Source organism: Gemella sp. GL1 (genome assembly GCF_013415365.1).
Taxonomy (GTDB): Bacteria; Bacillota; Bacilli; order Staphylococcales; family Gemellaceae; genus Gemelliphila.
The window spans coordinates 1-17,043 of record NZ_JACBYB010000025.1 but is presented as its reverse complement, the minus strand read 5'-3'; the positions used below and the strand labels follow the sequence as shown (position 1 = coordinate 17,043).

The window sequence follows — 17,043 nt, the reverse complement described above, 5'->3', positions numbered from 1 at the left end:
TAGTTTTCGTCTGGTGGCGATAGCAAAGAGGATACACCTGTACCCATACCGAACACAGAAGTTAAGCTCTTTAGCGTCGACTGTAGTTGGTCTTACGACCTGCGAGATTAGAACGTTGCCAGGCAATAGTAGAACCCTTTGGGGTTCTTTTTTTGTTTACTTAATTTGATTTTATCTCGAAAATATAGTAATATTATATATACTATGCGTGATAGGAGGCTATATAATGCAATTAGAAGCAGATAAAATATTTGAGATTACAAGTAGTAATAAAAAATTAATATTAGATGCCTTAGAGATGATTAATAATATATCTAATGATGTTAATATAAAAGTAGCATATATAAAAATTTTATCAAATTTATTAAAATTTAATAAAGGGATAGAAAATTATTTTTATTCTAATAAAGAATTAGCTCATAATGAAGTGATTAACAATGATGATAGTCAACAAAAATTTACTGAAATCAAGGCGAATTTAAAAGCTGAATTTAATAAAGAAATCTTTTCATCCGATGAAACAGTGAAGTTTTATTCTTACATAGACAATATTGAAAATAATATTTTTGAAATATTTTCAACTGAAGAAATGTATGAATTTAATAATTATTTAATTCAGCTTATTAATGATCATAAAATTGATGAGTTTATATGGTTAAATACTATCTATAATATATATAAGGATAAGCAAAGTTTAAGAGATATAGTTAATGATTATAGAACTTTTAATCAAATAGAATTCTCAGATTTATATAAGATGTATTTATTTGTAACTGACTATAATATTAATAATTTATTACTTATGGGAGAATCTGAATTTATAAAGGATGATTATTTAAAAAATATTAACATATTTTTTGATTATATGTATTCTTTAATAGATGATATGAAAACTTTCGTTGCAAAAGAGAATAAGAAGGATATACTTTCATTTGATTTAAAAATGGAATCTTATACAAACGTTAAAACTCCCGATAAAAATGAATTTTTAACAATTACTAAAAAAATATTTGGCATCATGAATGATATATTTAAAAATGATAATACAAAATTATTATTAGATAATGTATATCCATTAGTAATTAAAGCATTTTATGCACCATTAAAAAATAATGATAAGATTAAGTATGATTTCAATCCAGACTTCTTATTTGCGATGGAGTATTTACAAGTAATAATAGAAGTAATGAGTAGTGAAGATGACTAATCTATTAGAAGAAACGGATTTTTTTATTGTTTATAATGACTATCATAATCATAATTTTGGTAGAGAATTGAATATGCTATATCTTCCTTTAATAGGGGCTAATGCTATAAAGCTTTATGAATATCTATTTTATAAAATTTTGAATGATGATAATATGTCAGATACAATATTACACTTTGATATTACTGAAAATTTAGCAATTAATATTAAACAATTATTATTAGCTAGAAAAAAATTAGAGGCTTTGGGTTTATTAAAATCTTATTATTATAATGCAGAATCTGAGAAAAGATATCTATATGAGATAGTAAAGCCATTGTCTTTTACAGAATTTTTATCTAATAATTTATTATCGGAATTGTTAAAGAATACTATTGGAGATAGTGCCTTTGAAGCGATTATTAATAAATATCCTAGCAGAAAAGTGTCCTTTAGTATTTTTACAGATGTTAGTGCTAAATTTACAGATATTTACGATAGTCAAAGTCCTTTTGAAAATGAAACTCCTAGATTGGAAAGTGGTCCAAATTTATCAGAATACTATTTTGATTTTACTAGACTAAATACAATTTTATCCAGTAAATATATTGATGTGATATTAGAAAATTCATCTTTACGCAAGGAAATACTGAATCTAGCTCATCTATACAAGGTAAGTGCTGATGATATGGCTAGGGGAATTGAAAATTCATTAGATAAAACTTCAGCAGGAACAGATATAGACATTGCTAGTTTGAAAAATTATTTAAATCAGTTATATGTAAATGTAAGGAAACAAGATGTTCCCAATCTTGATAATATGATTAATAAGCAATTATTAAAAGAGACTTACTCAGATAAAAAGGAATTATCTCAAAAGGAAAAAATTGCTCGAGAATTAGATAACATTAATTATGTTGAATTTTTAAACAGAAAACATTCTTTAAAAATTTCTGAAATAGATAGTAGGGATATTATATTAAAAATACAAGAAAAATATAATTTTACAAGTGGTGTACTCAATGTTTTTTTAGATTTTGCTTTGAGAAATTCTAATTCAGTAGGGTTACCATCTTTTAACTATCTTGATAAAATAGCGAGCTCTTGGTCAAACCAAAGGCTGACAACTGCACTAGAAGCAATAGACTTTGCCAATAATATTATGAAAAATAGAAAGCAAAGAGCTGTTCAAAAAACTAAGACTAGTATTAATAAAACAACAAATTATAATAAAGTGACTAGAGAGAAAACTACCCCAGAATACATTAAAAATCAAATGGATGAATTACTTAATAAAGTAAGTGATAAAGAAATTTCGAATAAAAACAATATCAATTATGAAGAATTTTTAAAAGAGAGAGGTATTGAATAATGAAAAAAGTAAATCATTTTGTAAATAGTAAAAAAAATGAAAATATAGATTTGAAAAATGATTTAGTTTATAATTATCCAGATATTGTAAAATTTATAAAATTAAATAATATAAGTGATAATTTTTTTATAAAAAATTATCAAAAATTTTATGATTTTTATGTTATAAAGAGTAACCCTCAAGTTTTTAATATAAGACCATATTTAGATTTTAGTAATGACAGATTAGAGATTAAATATGAAGAGAGTGAGCAAACTAAGCTACTTAGAGAATCTAGAAAATTTAAAAATAGGGTAAAAACAGAATATATTTCAAAAGGAGTATTAAAGGCTACTTTCAAGAATATTAGCGAGAACTCTAACAAAATAAATTTGGCAACAAACTTAGTAGAAATTGCGGATTTAGTTCTATCTTCTAAAGAAACTAAAGGTATATATATATATGGAAAAACAGGAATAGGTAAAACTTATCTTATGGGCTCTTTGTATAATTATTTGAAGTTTAAAGGAAAAGAGCCTGCAATTATATTTTTACCTGAATTTGTTAGAAAACTTAAATCAGAAATTAGTACAGGGAATTTTAATAATTTAATTGAACAAATAAGAGAGCAAGAAATTTTAATTATTGATGATTTAGGGTCAGAGACTAGTACAGAATTTGTTCGTGATGAAATATTATTACCAATTATTAATTATAGATCTGATGAAAAATTATTAACTTTTTTCACATCAAATTTAGGAATTAAAGAACTAAGTGAGTTTTTAGCTAATACTAAAAATGAAAAAGATGATACAAAATCAATGAGAATTCTTAGAAGAATTTTAGATTTAGCGGACCCGGTACTCTTGGATTAATAAATTCTTGATGAATAATTTAAAATATGTTAGAATATCAATGTAATATTATTTATATGTATAAGGACATGATAGTGAAGTAACTTTTTTTCAGAGAGGGTATGGTGCTGTGAATACCTATAGGTCTTTAATTATTACTCCCTTATATTAACATATAAGTTTGATGAGCTTTAATCATTATTGAGGAAATACAATGTATTTCGAAAATGGGTGGTACCACGATAAAAATTTCGTCCCTATCTAAGAAATTTCTTAGATAGGGATATTTATATGCAATAAAGGAGATATAAAATGGTAAAATTAACTTTTCCAGATGGAAGTGTAAGAGAATATGAAGGAAAAACTGCATTAGAAGTTGCTGAATCAATTAGTATTAGTCTTAAGAAAAAAGTAGTTGCAGCTAAATTAGATGATGATTTCATAGATTTAGATAAAGTAATCGATAGAGATGGGAATATAAAATTAATAACTGCAGATGATAAGGATGTGAATGCATTATATGTATTACGACATTCATCAGCCCATCTTTTAGCGCAGGCTTTAAGAAGATTGTACGGTAAAGACGTTCATTTTGGAGTGGGACCAGCAATAGACGGTGGATTCTACTATGATTTTGATACAGAACATAAAGTAAACGAAGAAGATTTACAAAAAATTGAGAAAGAGATGAAGAAACTTATTTCTGAAAATCATCAAATATTAGGAAGAAAAGTATCAAGGGAAGAAGCTCTTGAAATTTTTGCACAAGATCCATATAAGGTAGAATTAATTAATGGATTACCTGAAGAAGCACCAATTACAGTTTACGAGCAGGGAGATTTTATTGATTTATGCCGAGGTGGACATGTTGCATCTACTTCTAAAATTAAAGAATTTAAACTTCTCTCTGTGGCAGGAGCTTATTGGAGAGGAAATAGTGATAATAAAATGTTACAGCGTATTTATGGTACTGCATTCTATACAAAAGATGCATTAGCAGAACATTTACATAGATTAGAAGAAGCTAAAGAAAAAGATCACCGTAAACTAGGGAAAGAACTAGGAATTTTCACTACTAGTCAAAAAGTTGGAGCGGGATTACCTTTATGGCTACCAAATGGGGCAACAATTCGCCGCACTTTAGAAAGATATATTGTAGATAAAGAAATTGAAGCTGGATACGATCATGTCTATACTCCAATTTTAGCATCTGTTGATTTGTATAAGACAAGTGGACACTGGGAGCATTACCAAGATGATATGTTCCCTAAAATGATAATGGAACATGAAGAAATGGTACTTCGTCCAATGAACTGTCCTCATCATATGATGGTTTATAAAAATGAAAAGCATTCATATCGTGAGTTACCAATTCGTATTGCAGAATTAGGAATGATGCACCGTTATGAGGCATCAGGTGCAGTGAGTGGTTTGCAACGTGTTCGAGGGATGACATTAAATGATGCACATATTTTTGTTAGACCAGATCAAATTAAAGAAGAGTTCAAGAGAACTGTTGCTTTAATTCAAGAGGCTTATAGAGATTTAGGTATAGAAAATTATACATATCGTCTATCTTATAGAGATCCAGAAAATAAAGAAAAATACTTTGATGATGATAAAATGTGGAATAATGCACAATCAATGCTTAAGGATGCATTTGATGAATTAGGACTAGATTACATTGAGGTAGAAGGAGAAGCAGCATTTTATGGTCCAAAATTAGATGTTCAAGTTGAGACAGCAATAGGTAAGCAAGAAACACTTTCTACAATTCAATTAGATTTCTTATTACCAGAAAGATTTGAACTTGAATATGTAGGTGAGGATGGAAAAATGCATCGTCCAGTAGTTATTCACCGTGGAGTAATTTCTACAATGGAAAGAATGGTTGCATTCCTACTAGAAGAATATAAAGGAGACTTACCAACATGGTTGGCTCCTAATCAAGTAAGAATTATACCAGTAAATAATGAGTATCATTATGAGTATTCTAAAGAATTGTTTGAAGATCTAAAGAAATCTGGAGTTAAAATTTCAATTGATGATAGAGATGAAAAGCTTGGTTATAAGATAAGAGAAGCAGCATCTAAAAAAATTCCTTATACTTTAGTAATTGGAGATAAAGAAGTAGAAAATAATACAGTTAACGTAAGAACTTTTGGATCATTGGAACAAAAAACTAAATTTTATAAAGAATTTAAGGAAAATATTCTCAAAGAAATTAATGAGAGAAGAATAAAGAAAGAGGCATAATATGGTATTGACGCAAACAACAAAAGAACTTTTAGATGGTGAGATAAAAATTACTATAAAAACTACTTTAGGAGATATGTCTTTTAAGTTATTTGAAAAAGATATGCCTAAAACGGTTGAAAATTTTCTAACTCATGCTAAAGATGGATACTATAATGGAATTATTTTTCATCGTGTTATTAAAGATTTTATGATTCAAGCTGGAGATCCAACTGGAACAGGTATGGGTGGAGAATCTATTTGGGGATCAGATTTTGAAGATGAGTTTTCAATGGATCATTATAATTTTTATGGTGCCCTATCTATGGCAAATTCTGGACCAAACACAAATGGTAGCCAATTCTTTATTGTTCAGGCAAAGCATGTAGATACACGTATGCTTAAACAATTAAAAGATGGTGGATGGCCAGAAGAAGCTGTTATAGAGTATGGTAAAAGTGGTGGAACACCTTGGTTGGATCAAAGACATACAGTTTTTGGCCAAATTATTGAAGGCAAAGATGTACTTGAAAAAATTGCTGCTGTTGAAACTGGATTTCAAGATAAACCAAAAGAAGATGTAGTTATTGTAGATATAGTAGTGGAGTAAAACTATGGGAAATAAGAGAAAAAATTTTTTTGCGACCTTAATATTAGGGGTAATGCTATTTGTAACTGGATGTTCTAATATTACGGGATTTGATGACGGTACAGAAAAAACAAAAGTAGAAACTTCAAACATTGTAAGCACAGGTGATGCGGGTTCTAAATATACAGTTAGTCAAGAAGAAAAAAACTATTTAAAAAATAAATTTGATAAATTAAGTAGTGTTAATGAGCAAACAGTAGGATATATATATGTTCCAGGTGGAAAAATGGAAGAACCTATTGTACAAGATAAAGAAGATAAGTCAAACGCAATATATTTAGATAAAACTTTTGAGAAAAACAATATTCCACTTATGGGGGCTGTTTTTATGGATTATAGTAATGATGGAAAATTTGAGGATCATCTTACGTGGTTATTTGGACATGCTAGAGGATCAGGTGTTTCGGATTATAGAATGTTTAAAGATGTATTGAGATACAAAGATCAAAAATTTTTCAATGAACATCCTTACGTTGTTGTGGAAACTCCGGAAAGAAAATATTATTATGAAGCTGTGATGATTCACGAAGTTCATGAAGACACAGAATTATATAAGACAGATCAAGACTTATACACTAATCACTACAATAGTAGCTCTATAGAGATTAGCAAGGAAGAATATGATTCTCAGTACAAAGCTAAGGATTTAGAAGATTATTTTGATAAATTAAGTAAATCTGAAACAGTTTTTGCAAAAAAAGAAAATATGAAATTTAATGTGAATGATAAATATTTAATATTATCTACTTGTCCAGATTTTATTGCAGATCCAGAAACTAGATATAATTTATATTTAAGACAAATACCAGATTCAGAATTAAATGAATTTTTAGAAAAAAATAAAGATAAGTTAGTAGCTAATACTAAAGCTGACTAGAAAATAAAAACCAACTACAATCTATGTAGTTGGTTTTTATTTAGATTCATAAAGAAAAGAGAAACTTTAAATCTTTTAATATTGTTTTAAATACTGGTCAATTTCCCAATCTGTTACTCGCGTTCTAAATGAATCCCATTCGATTGATTTTGCTTCGATGAAGTTATTAAAAATATGAGAACCAAGAGAATTCTCCATAATTTGAGATGATTTTAATTCCTTTAGTGCAGTATATAGAGTAGAAGGTAATTGATCGATACCCTGAGCTAATCTCTCTTCTAATGTCATAACATAGATATTACTTGAAACTTCATCAGCAGGAATTAATTTATTCTCTATTCCATCTAAACCTGCAGCTAAAATTGTAGACATAGCTAAGTATGGGTTAGCAGCAGGGTCAACAGAGCGTACCTCTACACGAGTAGATTTTCCACGTGATGCCGGAATACGTACCAATGGAGAACGGTTAGAAGTAGACCAAGCTACATAACATGGAGCTTCATATCCAGGAACTAGACGCTTGTATGAATTAACTGTTGGATTACATACAGCTGTAAAAGCACGTGCGTGTTTTAAAACTCCTGCGATAAAGTAGTAAGCATCTTGTGATAATTGGTTAGGAGTAGATTCATCGAAGAAACAGTTTTTTCCATTTTTAAATAAGGATATGTTACAGTGCATACCTGATCCATTTATTCCGTATATTGGTTTAGGCATAAAGGTCGCATGCAATCCATGTTTACGTGCAATTGTTTTTACAATTAATTTGAATGTTTGAATGTTATCGCAAGCAGAAACTACATCAGCATATTTAAAATCAATTTCATGTTGACCGGGTGCTACTTCATGGTGAGAAGCTTCGATATCAAATCCTAATCTTTCAAGTTCTAATACTATATCACGACGAACATTTTCACCTAAATCAACTGGAGCTAAGTCGAAGTATCCTCCATTATCGTTTAAATCTAGTGAAGGCTCTCCATTTTCTTGAAGTTTAAATAAGAAAAACTCTGGTTCTGGTCCTAAATTTAGGGTATCGTATCCTAAATCATTCATTTTTTTCAACATACGTTTTAAGTTACCACGTGGATCTCCGGCAAATGGCTTTCTATCAGAAGTATATATATCACAGATAAAACGTGCTACTTTTCCATATTCACTATCCCAAGAGAAAACTAAGAATGTATCCAGGTCTGGATATAGATACATATCACTTTCTTCTATACGTACAAAACCTTCGATTGAAGATCCATCAAACATCATAGAGTTATCTAAAACTTTATCTAGTTGGCTGACGGGAACTTCAACGTTTTTAATTGTCCCAGTAATATCAGTGAACTGAAGTCTAATATACTTAACATTTTCTTTTTTTATTGTGTCTAAAATTTCTTGTCTTTTTGACATAAGGCTCTCCTTAAATATTATAATAATGCTATTTTTTATTTGTATAGAATCTAGCAAGATCCCCACGGCCAATAGATTCATTTCGTGTATTTGCTATCGGACCAGTAAATATATCATTATGAATGATTTGTCTAAGTTTATCGATTTCCTTATCAACTTTTTTATTATTGATTATTTCATCTATTGCTTTAATGTTAAAACCTTTATTAAGTAAATCTTTGATAGATAATAGTTTGTCCACATCATTTAGTGAAAATAATCTGGTGTTACCATCTGTTCTCTCAGGTTTTATAAGATTCTTTTCTTCATAATAGCGAATTTGTCGTGCTGTAAGATCTGTTAATTTTATTACAACACTTATAGGAAGTGCAGCTAAATTTCTTTTAAAGTCTATAAAACTCATGGATACATCCTCCAAATATATTTACAGTATATATTTTACCATAAAAAATATAAAAATAAAACGAATGTTATAAAATCTAACATAGTAATAATTGATGGCTATTAAAGGAGAAAAAGTCTTATTCCTTGCTGATTACGCTTAAGGAAATCCAAGGAACTTATCAACATCTCTAAGATAGTAAATGATAAGGAGTTAGAGCAAAAGCATAAGTTAAGACTAAAAACACTTAGAAGTGGTCTTAAACAACATATGGAAAAGAATCCGTTTCTTTATAGAGATAAGAGTAGGGAGAGATATGTAGCAGGTGGAGAAAAACAAAGTAAAGCTTATAAAATTATTGACAAAAATCTAAAAAAGAATATTCTGAAACACTACGTAATTTAGGTGATAAGGCACCTAAGTCGTATAGTGAGTTTCTTTCTTTAGAACATTCTAAAAAAGAAGATTTGAGGCACTATGGTAAAACTATTTCTTATATTTTGAGTAGTTCTAAAGAATAAACAAAAAGAACAAACGATAGACGCTTACCTAGTTTTAAAGACGAAGGTGTAAAATTTAGTGGTCATGCAATTTCTCAATATATAGCTAGAATGCGTAGAAAAAACGGAAGGGTTATGTATAATTTTGATTCTGTATTAGAGGTAGCTAATAAACCTGTGAATTATCAATCTGAGCATAAAGAACGACAAGCTAAATATTACGATAGCTTGTTATTAATATACGAAAAAGACACTAATGAAATTGTAACATTTATGAAAACTAGTAAACCTGCTAAATCATTGAAGGAGAAAAAATAATGAAGTATTCAAAGATTGTATAAGACATGTTAAAAAAAGGTGTTGAAGGTGACGTTGAAGATTATTACGATTATTTTCTTGATCTAACAGTAAAACTTGGAGAGGAAGAAGAGTTTGCAGAATCATGGTTGGAAGAAAATGGAGAATTTTTTGATTTGATAAACTATGAATCAATGTATTATTTTTACGTAGAAGAAGATACTACTAATAAACAGTTGTGCATTGATTTTTAACACCATATTATAAAAAAGCGACAGATTTAGTAAATTAAACACTTAACATTAGTTAGGTGTTTTTATTATTAAAACTGAGATGAATATGAGAGGTGTAGTTCCCTTTTTTATTATGGTAAATTATGCTATAATTTACATGTAGATTATAAAGAACGCTTTACTAAACCATAAAATATAAATAATAGTTAATTGACTAAAGGTATGTTTTAAATTGATGTTACTGGCAATATAGTTAGTAAAAAATATCAATTGAAGCTAGTAGAATGAAATACACGGGGAATTTAGACTGAGTATTTGAAAAATAACAAACTTAAATATAAAGCTTAATGAACTAAATATCCATTGAAAGAAATTATATTGAAGGATTGATTATAGTAATCTTGTAAATCTATATATTAGGTAATATTTTATAAAATATTGAGAAATTTATTTTAATAAAGGAGAAAAAATATGAAAACATATGATGTAATTGTTATTGGTTTCGGTAAAGCTGGGAAAACATTAGCTGCAAAATTAGCTAATCAAGGAAAAAAAGTAGCATTGATTGAAGAAAATAAGGAAATGTATGGAGGAACGTGTATTAATATAGGCTGTATACCAACTAAAACATTAATTCATGCAGCTGAAAAAGGTCTATCATTTGAAGAGGCTATGCTAGAAAAAGATGCTGTAGTATCGCGTTTAAATGCTAAAAATTTTGATATGGTCGATGCTGTTGTAGATATTTATACAGCACATGCAACTTTTCTTGATGATAAAGTAATTGAATTGAGTGGAGGACTTGATAAAGAAAAGTTAACTTCGGAAACTATCATCATTAATACAGGAGCAGTATCTAATGTTTTACCTATTGAAGGATTAACAACAACTAAGAATGTTTATGATAGTACGGGTATTCAAAAATTATCTAAACTACCTAAACGTTTAGGTATTATTGGTGGAGGAAATATTGGTTTAGAATTTGCTAGTTTATATGCTAAACTAGGAAGTCAAGTAAGTATCTTGGAAGCTGGTGATAAAATTTTACCACGTGAAGAAAATACTGTTAGTCAATTGGCAAAAAAATATATGGAAGAACAAGGTATTGTCTTTGAACTAGGTGTAAAGATTAACCATTTATCTAATAATCAAGAAGATGTTATTGTTAATGTGAGCCAAAAAGATATTGATAATAAAGATAGTGATGATTCACAACAAGCAAGTTCACGAGATTTAGTATACGATGCTGTATTATATGCTACAGGAAGAAAAGCGAATATACAAAATCTAGGCTTAGAAAATACCTCTATTCAATTAACAGAACGTGGAGCTATTCAAGTGGATGAGTTTTGTCAAACAACAGTTCCTAATGTATTTGCTGTAGGTGATGTGAATGGAGGTTTACAATTTACATATGTATCTTTAGATGATTTTAGAGTTGTATGGAATTATCTAAATGGAAACAAGGATTATTCTTTGAAAAATAGAAAAAATGTGCCAACAACCATATTTATTAATCCACCTTTATCGCGTGTAGGTTTAACAGAAGAACAAGTTAAAGAATTAAACTTGCCTTATGTTACAAAAGAATTACCTGTTGCGAATATGCCAAGAGGACATGTTAATTCAGATTTAAGAGGTGTTTTTAAAGCTATTGTTAACCCAGAAACAAAAGAAATTTTAGGAGCTACTTTATTTGGAGCACAGTCATCAGAATTAATTAACTTGATAACAATGGCAATGGATAATCATATTCCCTATACTTATCTAGCTAAACAATTATTCACACATCCAACAATGGCAGAAAACTTGAATGATTTATTTTCAATATAATTAAGTGTTGAGTAAGTGTGTTTAGACATTCAAAGATTTATCGGTCATTAATATTGAAAATAGAGAAAACCTGTTGTTGAAAAACTAATAAGTAAATTCTTCAATAAAAACTTTCTACTATAAGTAGAAAGTTTTTTGTATTATGCAAAAATACTTATAAGAGAAATTATAATCTTACACATATGATAAGGTCTATTTATAGTTTATATGTCTTCCCAAGACAGTAACTATCTAGTTGTTGTGTAATATAATGAAAAATAAAACTATCTATGATAAAATAGATGTAGCTAACAGAATAGGAGGGTCGGGTATGTTTGTTGCTTTTATAGCATTTTTAATATTTGTAGTGAGCTTCATAATATTAGGTGCTACATACATGATATTAATTTCATTTAATATGATAAAAAAGAAAAGACTAGAAAAAGTTGCAAGGTTAATAGCTGTGTATAGTTTATTTGTAACTTTAGTATATGTTTTTCAATATGTATTTATGTAATTAAATAAAGAAGTGAATTAGGGTGAAAAAAATGAAAAAAGATTCCTTATTTAAGGGGACATTTATCTTAAGTATTAGTTTAATACTTACTAAAATTATCGGTTTAGTTTATATAATTCCATATTACGCAATAATTGGTGGAAAAAACAATATGATATTAATAAACTATGCTTATAATTATTATGTACTTTTATTGGAGTTATCTTCAGCAGGATTACCGTTAGCTTTATCTAAGTTAATTTCTAAGTATAATGAAGAAAAAAACTATGAAAAAAGTAGGCAGATAGCTAAAGTAGGAACTATATTTTTATTAGTTGTGGGGATATTAGGCTTTTTAGGATTTATAATTTTCGCCAAGGATATGGCAGCACAAACAATTTCTAGTATAGATACGCCATTAAGATATAGTGTAGATGATCTAGCGTTAGTAATTCAAACATTATCTTTAGCAGTTCCTTTTGTAATGATTGCTTCAGGACTTAGAGGTGTTCTACAAGCACACGATATTATGTTTCCATCAGCAATCTCACAATTTTTAGAGCAAGTATTTAGAATAGCAGTAATGATGATTGGAACTTATATCGTTATAGAAATGACAAATGGAAATATAGTTTATGCAAATGCAATTGCTACAGCTTCAGCAGGATTAGGTGCTATCCTAGCATTTATAATACTTGTATATTACTATATTAAGCATAGAAAAAGCCTGGATATGAATCAAACTTCGACAAATATTCATAAAAGAGAAAGTGTTTTTGAGATACTGAGAGAAATTTTTAAAATATCAATACCATTTGTTATAGTTACTACTTACTTTTCTATAATAACAATTATAGATCAAAATACCTTAATACCAGCTATGGATAAATTAGGCTTAGCTCAATTGGCCGAAGAGCAATTTAATATATATAATAATTATGTTAATAAAATAGTAATGATAGCTGTTGCTTTAGCACCTGCTTTTACTGGTGCTTTTTTACCTGCAATAACAAGGTTATATGTAAGGAAAGATATTATTGAATTGAGAAATCAAGTTAATAAATTATTATTAGCCTTACTTATGATAGTTTTACCAGCATTATTTGCTATGTATGTATTAACTCAACCACTATATACATCTTTTTATGAATATGATGTAGATGGCTTCACTTTAATGAGATTATACTTACCTTTAGCTTTAGGTTATGCAGTTTATGGGATAACGAGTATAGTGATGCAGGCCATTGACAAGCAAAATTATAACATTATAATAGTTATCTTAGGAATAGCTTTTAAGTATATGTTTAATGAATATTTTATTTTTAAATTTCAAACAGCTGGAGCCTTGTATTGTTCAATACTGACTTATATAATTATGATAGGTCTAAATATTATAATAATTAATAAAGAAATAGGATTAAATTTAAAAGAATTTACTTATAATTTAATGAAAATAGTTTTCACAAGTAGCATTATGTTTGTTGCTGTTTCTGCAATAGTAGATGCTATATTTACTAATTTCAATTTAGCAAATAAAGTTGACAGTATTGTATTGATTGCTATTTCAGGGATGATAGGAATGCCCTTATATTTCTTTATTTTGAACAAAATACAATTTACTAAATATTTGTTTGGTAGAGAGTTTTCTATTCTATCTATGATTAGGAGGCGATAATCTTGAGATTAGATAAGTTTATTAGTAACAATAGTAAGTATAGTAGAAGTGAAGTTAAGAAATTTATTAAAAAAGGAATTTTAATAAATGGAAAATTAATCAAAGATGCTAAGTATGATGTTAATTTGGACAATGATATGGTGATTTTTGAAGGAATAGAATTTAAACATATTGAAAATATATATATAATGCTAAATAAACCTCAAGGATATGTTAGTGCTACTCGAGATGCTCGGGATAAAACAGTATTAGATTTATTAAGTGATGAGGATAAAATAAAAAATATATTTCCAGTTGGTAGACTCGATAAGGATACAGAAGGTTTAATATTTTTAACCAATGATGGACATTTATCACATAAATTAATCTCGCCTCAAAAGAATATCTTTAAAAAGTATTATGTTGAAGTTGACGGAGAATTGAATGAGGAAGAGGTTAAATTATTTGAGTCTGGAGTAATTATTGATAAAGATTATATGTGCAAACCAGCAATTTTAGAAATAATAGAGGCTAAGAAAATGAAAAGCTCAGCCTATATTCAAATATCTGAAGGTAAATTTCATCAAATAAAAAAAATGATGAAGGTAGCTGGAATGAATGTAATTTATTTAAAGAGGTTATCTATAGGAAAATTAAAGTTAGATGATAATTTGAAATTAGGTGAATATCGATATTTGAATGATGAAGAAGTAAAAGAATTAATTTAGGGAGAGAAAGTAATGGTTATAAATTTTAAAGAAGAAGTATTGAAACACAAAGATAATTTATTAGATGATTTATTTGATTTATTATCAATAGAATCTAATACAGATGGATCTTTTAGTGAGGAAGCACCGTTTGGGTTAGGTCCAAGAAAAGCTCTAGACAAAATTTTGTCATTTGGAAAAAGAGATGGATATTTGGTTAAAAATGTTGGGAATGTAGCAGGACATATAGAAATAGGGCAAGGAGAAGAACTATTTGGAGTTTTAGGCCATGTAGATGTAGTTCCTGCCAATCCAAAAGAATGGATATCACATCCATTTAAACCAGAAATTAGAGACGGAAAAATTTTTGCTAGAGGAGTTCTTGATGACAAAGGACCTACAATGGCAGCATACTATGCAATTAAATTATTAAATGAGTTAGGTGTTACTTGGACTAAAAGAGTTCGTTTAATTGTTGGAACAGATGAAGAAGTGGGATTCAGATGTGTTGATAGATACTTCCAAACCGAAGAAAGACCAGATTTAGGATTTACACCAGATGCTCACTTTCCAATAATAAATGGAGAAAAAGCAAGAGCTACATTTTCATTTAATTTAAAATTTAAAGAAGAGGATCAAGCAGAATTTAAATTACTATCTTTAAAGGCAGGATTAGCACAGAATATGGTACCAAGTACGGTTACTGCTGAATTAAAAGGTGATAGCAGTAAGTTAAAAGAAAAATTAATCACTTATGGTTATGAAGAGTATTTAATAGAAGATGGAGAAGTAATTAAACTCACATTTAAAGGAAAGGCTGCACATGGATCAACACCAGAATTAGGGATTAATGCAGCTACTAAATTGGCAGATTTTATGCTTACATTAGGTCTTGATATTAATGCTAGAAATTACTTCGAATTTATATCTACTTACTTACACGATGACCCTATCGGTAAAAAATTAGGATTAGAGTACTCAGATAGTGAGATGGGACATGCAAGTTTTAACTATGGTATTTTTAAATATGATCTAGGAAAACAAATTGGAAAAGTAGAGACTGATTCTAGATATCCAGCTAAGTATAACTTGGTGGATAAAATTGAAGATTTATCTTTTGAAAATATGCAAGTAATACTAGAAGATAGTAAAGAAGCACACTTTATACCTAAAGAAGACGAACTAGTACAAACATTATTATCTGTATATAGAAAATACACAGGAGATGTAAAGAATGAGCCAATGGTTATCGGTGGTGGAACTTATGCGAGATGTATGAGGAAGGCGGTGGCCTTTGGAGTACTTTTACCGGATCGAGAAGATACAATGCATCAAGCAAATGAGTATATGTTTGTAGAAGATTTATTATTATCGACAGCAATTTTTGCTGAATCTATATATCGAATTTGTTGTAAACAAGGATAATAAAAAAGCGATATTTTTATCGCTTTTTTATTATGAAAAAAATATTTTTATTAAAATCCTATAGTTATCATGTTTAAGAGAAAGAGTATAAAAAAATAAAAAAATATGTGCAGATTTACCTTGAAAAAATGCAGTAAAAATTGTAAAATAATAGGTGCAATTATTTAGGAATAAAATTATGAAAGGAGTGGACCTTGTGGCAAAAGAATATTATCAAGTAGGTTGGACTTTGAGTGAAGAATATGCAGATGATTATTATGCTGCAAGAGATAATAATAAGTATTTTATTAAGCGCAATGCCACTCCAATTTTATCAACATTATCGGCAGAAAAAATAGTTCCTAAAGTAAGATGGTCTAAAAGGTTATCTAACGGAGATGTATTAATAGCACAAGATTTTGAGAATGGAAAAACATTATCAAATGAAGAAATGAGAGATAAAAGAATTCCTAAGATATTAAAAAAAGTTCATTCTTCTGATAAATTAAAGAAGATGATGATTACACAAGGTTATAGACAAGAAACAGCAGAAAATTTATTATTTAATCTTGAAAATATTGTGACAACAGATTTATTAAAAAATTCCAACATAGCCATGGCTTTTTCTTATTTAAAAAGAAGTATACCAAAGCAAGATGGTTTTTGTTTATGTCATGCAGATTTACAAAAAGAAAATTGGCTATTATCAGATGAAAATGGCTTATTTTTAGTTGATTGGGATCAGGCAATATTGGGAGATCCAGCAATTGATATTTCATTTATATTGTATAGATATATAGATCAAGCAAATTGGGATGAGTGGCTTAAAGATTATGGAATAAAGTCGACTTTAGAATATAGACTTAAATTAAAGTGGTACATGACTTTCCAAGCATTAGTTTTAGTTATTTGGAATTATGAAAAACGTAGGCTATCTGAAATGAACGAATGGCTTATATTTATTAACAAAATATTTTTTGAATATGTATAGAGGTATTATAA

General features: G+C 28.5%; 17 protein-coding genes and 1 rRNA gene. 16 read left to right on the top strand and 2 right to left on the bottom strand.

The window, feature by feature from the left end; genetic code table 11:
• Positions 1-9: 9 nt before the first annotated feature.
• The 7 genes from rrf (at position 10) to srtB (ending at position 7,152) form a co-directional block, all read left to right on the top strand.
• Positions 10-124: ribosomal RNA gene (gene rrf, locus HZY82_RS06545) — 5S ribosomal RNA — on the top strand.
• 102 nt (positions 125-226) lie between these two features.
• Complete coding sequence (locus HZY82_RS06540) at positions 227-1,207, top strand: hypothetical protein (RefSeq protein WP_218925271.1); 981 nt, start codon at positions 227-229, stop codon at positions 1,205-1,207.
• Entirely contained in the window at positions 1,200-2,558 is a 1,359-nt protein-coding gene (locus HZY82_RS06535; RefSeq protein ID WP_179939086.1) for a DnaD domain protein, read from the top strand. Before HZY82_RS06540 ends, HZY82_RS06535 begins: the two co-directional genes overlap by 8 nt.
• The gene (locus HZY82_RS06530; RefSeq protein ID WP_135155726.1) at positions 2,558-3,412 is read left to right on the top strand and encodes a DnaA ATPase domain-containing protein; all 855 of its coding nucleotides are present in this window, start codon (positions 2,558-2,560) and stop codon (positions 3,410-3,412) included. Before HZY82_RS06535 ends, HZY82_RS06530 begins: the two co-directional genes overlap by 1 nt.
• 291 nt (positions 3,413-3,703) lie before the next feature.
• Positions 3,704-5,647 carry a threonine--tRNA ligase gene (gene thrS / locus HZY82_RS06525; RefSeq protein ID WP_135155727.1) on the top strand — a complete coding sequence of 648 codons (1,944 nt, stop codon included), beginning with the start codon at positions 3,704-3,706 and terminating at the stop codon, positions 5,645-5,647.
• Between the two features lies 1 nt (position 5,648).
• Positions 5,649-6,236 (top strand): peptidylprolyl isomerase, encoded by a 588-nt coding sequence (locus HZY82_RS06520; protein WP_135155728.1) that lies wholly within the window; start codon positions 5,649-5,651, stop codon positions 6,234-6,236.
• Positions 6,237-6,240: 4 nt separating this feature from the next.
• A complete protein-coding gene (gene srtB / locus HZY82_RS06515; RefSeq protein WP_179939085.1) occupies positions 6,241-7,152 on the top strand; it encodes a class B sortase, LPKTxAVK-specific in 912 nt (303 codons plus the stop codon).
• 75 nt (positions 7,153-7,227) lie between these two features.
• Here srtB and glnA read toward each other — a convergent pair whose 3' ends face one another.
• Both glnA and HZY82_RS06505 read right to left on the bottom strand, forming a co-directional pair.
• A complete protein-coding gene (gene glnA, locus HZY82_RS06510) occupies positions 7,228-8,556 on the bottom strand; it encodes a type I glutamate--ammonia ligase (protein WP_179939083.1) in 1,329 nt (442 codons plus the stop codon).
• Positions 8,557-8,584: 28 nt separating this feature from the next.
• Positions 8,585-8,959, bottom strand: a complete 375-nt coding sequence (locus HZY82_RS06505; protein WP_135155731.1) for a MerR family transcriptional regulator — start codon at positions 8,957-8,959, stop codon at positions 8,585-8,587.
• A 249-nt stretch (positions 8,960-9,208) separates the two neighbouring features.
• On the opposite strand from HZY82_RS06505, the gene HZY82_RS06650 reads away from it, so the two are divergent.
• From HZY82_RS06650 to HZY82_RS06465, 9 genes are all read left to right on the top strand, one after another.
• On the top strand, positions 9,209-9,343 hold the full coding sequence (locus HZY82_RS06650) for a hypothetical protein (RefSeq protein WP_255459297.1): 135 nt from the start codon (positions 9,209-9,211) through the stop codon (positions 9,341-9,343).
• Positions 9,344-9,573: 230 nt separating this feature from the next.
• Positions 9,574-9,756 carry a hypothetical protein gene (locus tag HZY82_RS06500; RefSeq protein WP_179939082.1) on the top strand — a complete coding sequence of 61 codons (183 nt, stop codon included), beginning with the start codon at positions 9,574-9,576 and terminating at the stop codon, positions 9,754-9,756.
• A 26-nt stretch (positions 9,757-9,782) separates the two neighbouring features.
• The gene (locus HZY82_RS06495) at positions 9,783-9,989 is read left to right on the top strand and encodes a hypothetical protein (RefSeq protein WP_179939081.1); all 207 of its coding nucleotides are present in this window, start codon (positions 9,783-9,785) and stop codon (positions 9,987-9,989) included.
• A 450-nt stretch (positions 9,990-10,439) separates the two neighbouring features.
• The gene (locus HZY82_RS06490; RefSeq protein ID WP_135155734.1) at positions 10,440-11,801 is read left to right on the top strand and encodes an FAD-containing oxidoreductase; all 1,362 of its coding nucleotides are present in this window, start codon (positions 10,440-10,442) and stop codon (positions 11,799-11,801) included.
• 310 nt (positions 11,802-12,111) lie between these two features.
• Positions 12,112-12,297 carry a hypothetical protein gene (locus HZY82_RS06485; protein ID WP_135155735.1) on the top strand — a complete coding sequence of 62 codons (186 nt, stop codon included), beginning with the start codon at positions 12,112-12,114 and terminating at the stop codon, positions 12,295-12,297.
• A gap of 31 nt (positions 12,298-12,328) precedes the next feature.
• Positions 12,329-13,951 (top strand): putative polysaccharide biosynthesis protein, encoded by a 1,623-nt coding sequence (locus HZY82_RS06480; protein WP_135155736.1) that lies wholly within the window; start codon positions 12,329-12,331, stop codon positions 13,949-13,951.
• A gap of 2 nt (positions 13,952-13,953) precedes the next feature.
• Entirely contained in the window at positions 13,954-14,658 is a 705-nt protein-coding gene (locus HZY82_RS06475; protein WP_179939080.1) for a pseudouridine synthase, read from the top strand.
• A gap of 12 nt (positions 14,659-14,670) precedes the next feature.
• Entirely contained in the window at positions 14,671-16,062 is a 1,392-nt protein-coding gene (pepV, locus tag HZY82_RS06470) for a dipeptidase PepV (protein ID WP_135155738.1), read from the top strand.
• A gap of 196 nt (positions 16,063-16,258) precedes the next feature.
• Entirely contained in the window at positions 16,259-17,032 is a 774-nt protein-coding gene (locus HZY82_RS06465; RefSeq protein ID WP_135155739.1) for a phosphotransferase family protein, read from the top strand.
• Positions 17,033-17,043: the final 11 nt, after the last annotated feature.